Here is a 6636-nt window from a genome sequence, read left to right on the forward strand (position 1 = left end):
CGCCGACGCGGCGGTCAAGGCCAATATGGTCACCGGCCAGCACGGCGACGAGGTGGTCGGCCGGATCGAGGGGGTCACGTTGCCGGTGGTCGGCGCGACCGATACGTCGCCGGAACCACCGCCGGACAAAGAACTCACGCTCTGACACGGGTGCCTAGCACAACAGGAGGATGCAATGGCTGGTCAGGTGAACGACGGGGTACAGTTCGACCCCGCCTCGGCAGGTAGGGCGGCAACGGGTCTGGATGCGCTGGCCGACCGGCTGGCCTCGGATCTGCAGGCCGCGGAGTCGGCGCTGACGGTCGAACCCGCCGGGGTGGACGAGGTGTCGGGCCGCGCCGCGCACACCTCGAACGAGGTGGCGACGTCGTATCTGTCGAGCGCGCAGGCCAGCGTGCACGAGATGCGCAAGCTGGCGGCGACGCTGCGGCTGAATACGGACCAGTTCGGCCGGATGGAGGCCGACAACGCCGCGAATCTGGGCTCGGTCGAGGGTTCGGCCTGAAAGGTATTGCGCAGCAGATGATCGAGATGCCACAGCCGGGGTTCACGGGCGTGGTGTGGGAAGCGCGCGAGCCGCAGAAGCTCGCGCAGGACCTCACCGCGGGCCCGGGCTCTGTGCCGATGGCCGAGGCCGCGGCCGCGTGGTCGCGGCTGGCTACCGGATTCGGCGCCGCGGTCGTCGAATACGAGCAGATCCTCGCTGCGCTGCGCGGCGCCTGGCAGTCCGGTCGCAGTGATGCTGTGATGCAACGGGTTTCGACGCTGCGGGACTGGCTGGCCGAGGCCGCGGGTGCGGCGGCGCAGAATGCCGCGCGCATGCAGGCCCAGGTGGCCGCCTACGAGGTGGCGCGGCTGGCGATGCCGAACACCGCCGATATCGAATCCATCCAGCAGGTGCAGCGCATGCTGGAATCGATCGGCGGCATGCTCGGCGCGCCGATCCGCGCGGTGGCGGCCGATACCGACGCGGAGGCCGATGTCGCCAAGGCGGTGGCCTCGCGGGTGATGCGCAGCTACGAATCCGCCACCGAACCGCTGGCGACGCCGTGGCAGCACGAGCAGCCGCCGTCGGTGGCGCCGGAGAAGCCGCTGGCGGCCGAGCAGGCGGCCCGGCAGACGCCGGTGCCGTCGGTGGCGGGCGCCATGCCCGGCATGATGCCGATGGGCCGGATGGCGATTCCCTCGATGCCGACCGCGGTGCCGCGGGTACGCACGGCCTATCAGGCGCCGGTGTTCTCGCAGTCGGGAGCCAGCAGCGAGGTCACCGCGCAACCGGTTCCGGTGAACGCCTCGAACGCGAGCACCGAGGCCGTCCCGATGAGTCCGGCCGCGGGCGGTCCGGGTGCCGCGGGCGGTGCGTCGCAAGACGTTCCGCGTTTCCCGCGCGCCAGCCTGGCCGGCGAGGAGGGTGATCATCTGGACGGCGAGATCCAGGCGGCACCGGCGGTCCTCGGCGGTGCCGAGCCCGCCCGCTCCGCGACCGCCGACGGGCAGACCGGGGGCGCCGCATGACGACCCTGACCAACGACGGACTGCTCGCGGTGGCCGATCGGCTCGGCGTGCAGACCCTGCCGCTGGCGTTGTCCGTAGGGCCGCAACAGGATTCGTTCGAGGACTTCCAGCGGGCCCACGAGGCGGCCGTCGCCGGACTGATCGCGGGCGGCGTGATCGACTCGCACGGCGAGGTCGACACGGAGCTGGCGCAGGCACTGTTCACGCTGGCGCAGCCCGAATACGAACTGTCCGTCCGCGTCTACTCCGAGGAGGGCACGCGTCGCGCCTGCCTGGTGCGCCGCGGCGACACCCACGCGGTGGCCGTCCGCCGGGGCGACAGCTTCGAGGTGCGGTCGGTGTGGGTCGACGGCTCCGGCCCGGCGCTGGCCGCCCCGCTGCTGGCGGCGCTCGGCCCGTGCCCCGCCGCCGACGTCGCGAGCCTCAGCGCACCGGCCGGTGATCTGGCCGACCGGCTGAACGCGGCCACCACCGCCAGCGAGTACACCGATGCGATGTACGCGCTCGGCGCCGCCGACCGCGACGCCACAGTCCTGGGCCTGGCGTTCGGGTCCTGCCATACCTTCGCCGAAATCGTCGCGTCGACACATCACGACGGACTGACCACCCGGATTCCGGGGGCCGTCGCGGTGTACGACACCGCCCGCGGGCGGATCGTTGTCGCGCCCATGGTCGCCCCGGATCAGCAGGTCTGGTCCACGGTCACTCCGGGCACCGAACATCGTGTCACGCAGGCGATTACGGCGTTGCTCGACGGGCTGCCCGGGGGGAGGTGGCTGCCGCCGTAGCGATTCTCGACCGCTATCCATTCACGGAGATCAAGTCGATCTCCGAATCAACTCATTCGTTACGAAAGGATCCGAGATATGTCAATGTTCGGTGGAGACAAGGTTGGTGTCCAGACCGCCGGAATCGACAAGGTCGTCCAGGATATGGAGACTGCGATTCAGAACCTCAAGGCGTCCGTGAACGCCGTGGACGGCGCGTGTGACGAGGTCCGCAGCGGCTGGAAGGGCAGCGCGCAGGACTCGTTCAAGAAGGTCATGGACGACTGGAGCGACGAGTCGGCTCAGCTCAACCAGCGGCTCGATGCGCTGTCGCAGGCCGTCACCGCGGGCAAGTCGACCCTGGTGAAGATGGACGAGAACCCCGTCTGAGTCTGGATGCCACCGATTTCGGTGGTGGTGGCGGCGTCGGCTTATCGGGGCGCCGTCGTATCAACCCCCCGTGTAATTCAGTCGACCACAGAGGAATGAGAACATGAGCGAAATCCTTTACGACCCGCAGGCAATGGACCGGCTCTTCGACGAGCTGAAGACCAACGGCAGCAAGATCAATGGCGAGATCGATGCCCTGCAGTCGGCCGCGAAGGCGTTCCACGACAACCTGGGCGGTCAGCAGGCTCAGCAGAGCTTCCAGCAGGCCAGCGACAAGATGAACGAGGCGCTGGAGGACACCCGCCAGAAGCTGGACGCTCTGGCCGGCAAGGTCGAGAACGCCAAGCACGCCGCGCTCGAGGCCGACGGCAAGGTCGGCGACGGTTTCGCCGACTTCTGAGCCGGTACGGACCGACAACGGCCGGCCGGGGAGAGCTCCCCGGCCGGCCGTAGTCTTTCGTGCTCGAACTACCGTGTGGCGACCAGTGATTCGCCGATGTACTGCATCTCGTCCGGCGTGGTGACCATGAACACCGTCGCCGAGGCGGCGGCGGTGCGGACGGTGATCCGGTTGGGCGCCTGGGGATCCTGCATCAGAGTGACGTCGGCCTCGAAATGGCTCTCCGGCTGATTCGGTTGCCGCACATGCACGATGGTGGCGCCACCGGTCAGCGCGGTGGGCTGGATGCCGTCGAAGACGACGACGGTGGTGCTCGGATAGGCCGCGGCCGGGAGCGGCGGCGGCGCCGGCGGGTGGTAGCTGGCCCCGGCGGATCGCGGTGCGATCGAAAGTACATGCGGCGCATTGAGATTGGCCACCATGGTGTGCCATGCCTCGGGCCGGTTGGTGTGCACGATCGCATGGGCGCCCAGTGCGGTGGCCCGCAGGATCACCTGCTGCGCCAGGTCGACGTTGCCGATGACCTCGAGGTGCCGGGTGCCCTCGCCGATCAGCGGTACGGCGATGCCCTGGCCGGTTTCGTCGGCGCCGATCAGCTGCCCGCAACCGGCCGTCGGCACGGTGATGTCGGTCAGCGCGGCGAGCGTGCCGCGGTAGGCGACATCCGCGCCCCACTGCCCACCGGCGCCGATCGGCAAGGTGTCCAACAGGATTCGCAGTTGGTTCCCGGTCAGCTCGCGCAGGCCCGGCAGCGGCGGCTTCTCCGGCGGGGCCCCGGTGTCGAAGCGGACGACGGCATTGAGCACCACCGTGCCGGCGTGGTCGCTGCGATCGCCGCGGTCCGCGCCCGGCCGCAGGCGCAGCACGGTCGTGGTCGACAGGCTGGGCACCGCCCAGATATCGGCGAGCCCGCGGCGGCCGATCATGTCGGCGCCGATCTGGTAGTGCGCCAGATGACGGCCTCGGTCCTCCAGGTAGTGCGGTGTCTCCCGCAACTGCGCTACCTCGAAGCCGTGGGTGAGTTCGCGCACCGCGGTATTCATCTCGGCCGCGGTGAGCACGGAGGCGGCGATGTCGAGGGCCGCCAGTCGATTGGCCACCCGGCGGGTGGCGATGATGGCGGTGCGCAGCGCGCCGGTGCCGCCGCCGCCGCGATTCTCCACGGCCTCGGCGCTGGCCAGCGGATTCAGCCGCAGCACCAGCCATACGGTGCGGTGGGCGATGGCGGGGAGCGGGCCGAGGATGCGGTCGTACAGATAGGCCACCACGCCGGTGCCCGCGGTGCGCGCCCCGGTGCTCACCACGTCGATACCCGCCAGCGTGATGTCGAACTGGTCCAGGCACTTGGCGACCTCGGTCAGCGGCAGCAGCTGGTCGGTGCTCAGCGAGCCGCGGCGCAGCAGCGTCAGGGTGTCCGGCGGCGGATCGATGCGCAGCATGGTGACCAGCAGGTCGCCGTCCCAGCGCACGCCGTAGCTGCCGCCCTCGTCGAGTGGCACGTCGATGGCGGGCTCCGCGACCCGGTCGATCGGGGGCCGGTTTCGGCGGGCGAGCCCGGAGGCGATGCGGCCCGCGAGCGAACGGCCCCGGATCGGCGTGAGACCGATGATCAACACCGCCGCCGCGGCGCCCGCCGCGGCCAGGGGGAGATCGGTGAACGCCAGCACTACCCAGGCGACGATCGCGGCGAACGTCGCCACCGGAATGACCACCCGCAGCGGAAAGATTCGGAACAGCCAGAATTCCGGATCTCTCAACGTGTCATATGCAGAACCGGAGGATGCTGCCCGGTTGCTGGATTTGCTTCCGACGTTGTCTATTGTCCCGTTATTCATCGTGTCGTTCACAATTGTTGCCCTGCTTCGCATTCGCGCGGTCACCGTGGAACTCCGCAACACCGGTGCGGCCGTTCATCGGTTCGGGCCGCATGCGGAATTACGGTACCGTGTCGGCTACGGATAGTGACGGATAGCTTGATGGAGACCGAGTGCCAGCACAGCTGACGACCCGTGCCCAGGTCAATGGGTACCGATTCCTGCTGCGGCGTCTCGATCATGCCCTGATCCGCCGCGATGTGCGGATGTTGCACGATCCGATGCGATCCCAGACCCGGTCGCTGCTGGTCGGTGCGGTGCTGGGGATTCTGATCGTGGCGGGCGCCGCCATCCTGGCGTTTCTGCGGCCCCAAGGCGCGATCGGTGACCAGCTGATCGTCTCCGGCAAGCAGAGCGGCGCCCTGTATGTCGTCGTGCACTCCCAGGACGGGTCCACGCGCCTGCACCCGGTGCTGAATCTGGCCTCGGCGCGGCTGATCACCGGCAGCAATGCGGCCCCGCATGCGGTGGCCGACAACAAGCTCAACGATTTCGCGCGCGGGCCGCTGCTGGGCATACCGGGCGCGCCGGCGGCGCTGCCCGGGTCCGGACAGGGCGACAGCTCGCAGTGGGCGCTGTGTGAAACCCTCGGCGGCAGCGCACGTTCGGCGTCCGGCGGCACGACGACCGTGGTGGCGGGCGCCCCGGAGCTGGGTGACCGGATCCGGCCCACCGGCGCCGATTCCGCGCTGCTGGTCCGCCACGGCGACAAGACCTATCTGATCTACGACGGCAAGCGCGCCGAGGTCGATACGAACAATTCGGTGATGTCGCGCTCGCTGGGGCTGGCCACGGCGCGGCCGCGTCCGGTGGGCGCCGGTTTCGTCGGCGCCACCTCCGAGGTGCCGCCGCTGGTGCCGCCACAGATCGAGAAGGCGGGCCAGCCCGGACCCGGGCCGCTGTCCAAGATCCCTGTCGGCGGCATCGTTTCGGTTCCCAGCCTGGGTGCGGGCCGCCCGGACCTGTACGTGGTCCTCGAGAACGGCTTGCAGCCGGTGACGCCGTTCGCCGCGCAGGTGATCCGGAACTCGAACTCGCAGGGGATGAGCGACGCCGCCACCGTGACCCCGGACGTGCTCGACGAGGTGCCGCAGGTGCGCACGCTGCGCGTCGACCAGTTCCCGGTGCAGGTGCCGAAATTGCTGGTCACCGACGACAATCCGGTTGCCTGCGTGTCCTGGTCGAAGACGCCGGGCACCGGCACCTCGTCCGTGGAGGGCCCCGGCGAGCGGGCCGCGGTCTCGATCCTGGCCGGGACCCGCCTGCCGATCGGCGGCTCGGCGAAGCCGGTGGATCTGGTGACCGCCGACGGCACCGGCGACCGCGTGGACGCGGTGTACCTGTCGCCCGGCGACGGTGAGTTCGTGCAGGCCACCGGCATGGAATCGGGCAGCACCCGCCGCGACAGCCTGTTCTACATCGCGGACAACGGAATCCGCTACGGCGTCCCCGATCTCGCCACCGCCAACGTCCTGGGCCTGGGCGACAAGCCCCGCCTGGCGCCCTGGGCGATAGTCGGCCAGCTGGTCCCCGGCCCCACCCTCTCCCCCCGAGAGGCCCTGACCAGCCACGATTCGGTAGCCGCCGCCGGGGGATAGCCGGCTCGGCCTGCGAAATACGGGAGGAACGCCCGCGCCGGGATGACGAGAGGCCAGCCCGGCGGGGCAGGAACCCTCAGAAGTCGGTGATC

General features: G+C 69.9%; 7 protein-coding genes. 6 read left to right on the forward strand and 1 reads right to left on the reverse strand.

Annotated features, from left to right (window positions below; translation table 11 throughout):
- Positions 1 to 175 precede the first annotated feature (175 nt).
- The 5 genes from NM1_RS40475 to NM1_RS40495 all read left to right on the forward strand — a co-directional run bounded on the left by NM1_RS40475 (position 176) and on the right by NM1_RS40495 (position 3072).
- Positions 176 to 505, forward strand: a complete 330-nt coding sequence (locus tag NM1_RS40475) for a PE family protein (protein ID WP_068033099.1) — start codon at positions 176 to 178, stop codon at positions 503 to 505.
- A gap of 17 nt (positions 506 to 522) precedes the next feature.
- Entirely contained in the window at positions 523 to 1515 is a 993-nt protein-coding gene (locus NM1_RS40480; protein ID WP_068033101.1) for a PPE domain-containing protein, read from the forward strand.
- The gene (locus NM1_RS40485; RefSeq protein WP_068033103.1) at positions 1512 to 2303 is read left to right on the forward strand and encodes an ESX secretion-associated protein EspG; all 792 of its coding nucleotides are present in this window, start codon (positions 1512 to 1514) and stop codon (positions 2301 to 2303) included. Before NM1_RS40480 ends, NM1_RS40485 begins: the two co-directional genes overlap by 4 nt.
- A gap of 78 nt (positions 2304 to 2381) precedes the next feature.
- Positions 2382 to 2672, forward strand: a complete 291-nt coding sequence (locus NM1_RS40490) for a WXG100 family type VII secretion target (protein WP_084520509.1) — start codon at positions 2382 to 2384, stop codon at positions 2670 to 2672.
- Between the two features lie 103 nt (positions 2673 to 2775).
- Entirely contained in the window at positions 2776 to 3072 is a 297-nt protein-coding gene (locus NM1_RS40495) for a WXG100 family type VII secretion target (protein WP_068033106.1), read from the forward strand.
- Between the two features lie 68 nt (positions 3073 to 3140).
- On the opposite strand, the gene eccE is transcribed toward NM1_RS40495, so the two are convergent.
- A complete protein-coding gene (eccE, locus tag NM1_RS40500; RefSeq protein ID WP_246011565.1) occupies positions 3141 to 4829 on the reverse strand; it encodes a type VII secretion protein EccE in 1689 nt (562 codons plus the stop codon).
- Between the two features lie 230 nt (positions 4830 to 5059).
- On the opposite strand from eccE, the gene eccB reads away from it, so the two are divergent.
- Positions 5060 to 6544: a type VII secretion protein EccB gene (gene eccB / locus NM1_RS40505; RefSeq protein WP_068033110.1), complete on the forward strand. Its 1485-nt coding sequence runs from the start codon at positions 5060 to 5062 to the stop codon at positions 6542 to 6544.
- Positions 6545 to 6636 lie beyond the last annotated feature (92 nt).

Source organism: Nocardia mexicana NBRC 108244 (genome assembly GCF_001613165.1).
Classification (GTDB): Bacteria; Actinomycetota; Actinomycetes; order Mycobacteriales; family Mycobacteriaceae; genus Nocardia; species Nocardia mexicana.